General features: G+C 68.2%; 1 protein-coding gene. It reads right to left on the bottom strand.

All coding sequences use genetic code 11. The features are described from left to right. On the bottom strand, positions 1-1,084 hold a 1,084-nt coding region (locus tag AC5Y49_RS24715; protein ID WP_499892006.1), incomplete at its 3' end, for a Mu transposase domain-containing protein. Positions 1,085-1,196: the final 112 nt, after the last annotated feature.

Here is a 1,196-nt window from a genome sequence, read left to right as displayed (position 1 = left end):
CGCCGGCACCATCGGGGGCGCGGCGATGTCGGGCCAACACCACCCCGGTGTCGGTGACCACGTCCAAGAACAACTCACCGAGGCGGTGACGCACCAGCAGCCGCCGCCCGGTGTGACCGGGGGGCACCGAATAGCTGTTGCCGCGAAACGAAATTCGCGCCTGGTTGGCCACCGTGCGCCCCACTTCCAGCACCGCTGGGTATTGCGCGGGTACCGGGCGTAATCCCTCCGCGTCGGCCAGCGCCCCCACCGTGGTGGTGATGCCGTCGTGGACCCGTTTGCGGTTATCCAGGCGCACGCACAGCCGATCCAGGGCGGCCTGGGCCTCGTCTTGGGTCACCTCGTCGCCCAAGGTGCGCCACCAGCGTTGGGCGATCACCCCGGCGGCCTTCTCCACCCCGCCTTTGCGCCACGGGTGATAGGCCGGGCATAGGTCGATGCCGACCGAATAATGGCGGGCGATGGGACCAAAGGACACCTGCATGCGCCCGGACTGCGGCTGGGCCACCGTCGACATCCGGTCAAAGCGCCACCGCCGGGTCAGCCCGCCCAACCGGCGAGCCACCGCATCCAGGCCTTCCACCAGGTGTGGCTGATCGGTCGACTCGGCCAGCCAGCCGCGCCAGCGGCTCGAGTGCGGCAGTGTCCCGATCAGCACATAGGCTGTCTTGCCCCAGCCCCATCCGGCCGGCGGATCGGGCAATTCCAGGTAGTCCCATTGGGTTTCATCGCCCGGCGGGTGCTCAATCACCCCCCGATCGAGGCTGCGGTTCTGCTTGCACGCCGCGCACACCGGGCGCAGCGCGCGCTCGCGGATCGCCCGGGTGAACGAGGGATACGATCCCGTATAGCCCAGCGCGGTGACCTCGTCGAACAACGTGGTGGCCCATAGATGCGGATCGGCCGCCAGCCGCAGCCGACAGTATTCGACATACTCGGCGAACGGGTCGGGCGCCGAGCTGGCCCGCACCCCCGGAGTGCGTTCTCCTGACAGGTACTGGCGCACCGTCACCCGGGTGACCCCCAGATGGCGGGCGATCGCGCTGATCGTCCAGCCCTGCTTACGTAATGCTTCTGCTTCCACAACCAACTCCCATGCGAGCATCTGAGGCGCGGCCCCTTTCAAGTGCTTCCGGACACTGACACCCGGAGCCTGGAAGGGGCCCACCTACAACCGGCGGATCTCAAACAGCGAG

This window comes from Mycobacterium sp. NGS62, assembly GCF_059812285.1.
Note: the sequence above shows the minus strand (reverse complement) of the source record. Positions and strands in the feature narration are given on the sequence as shown.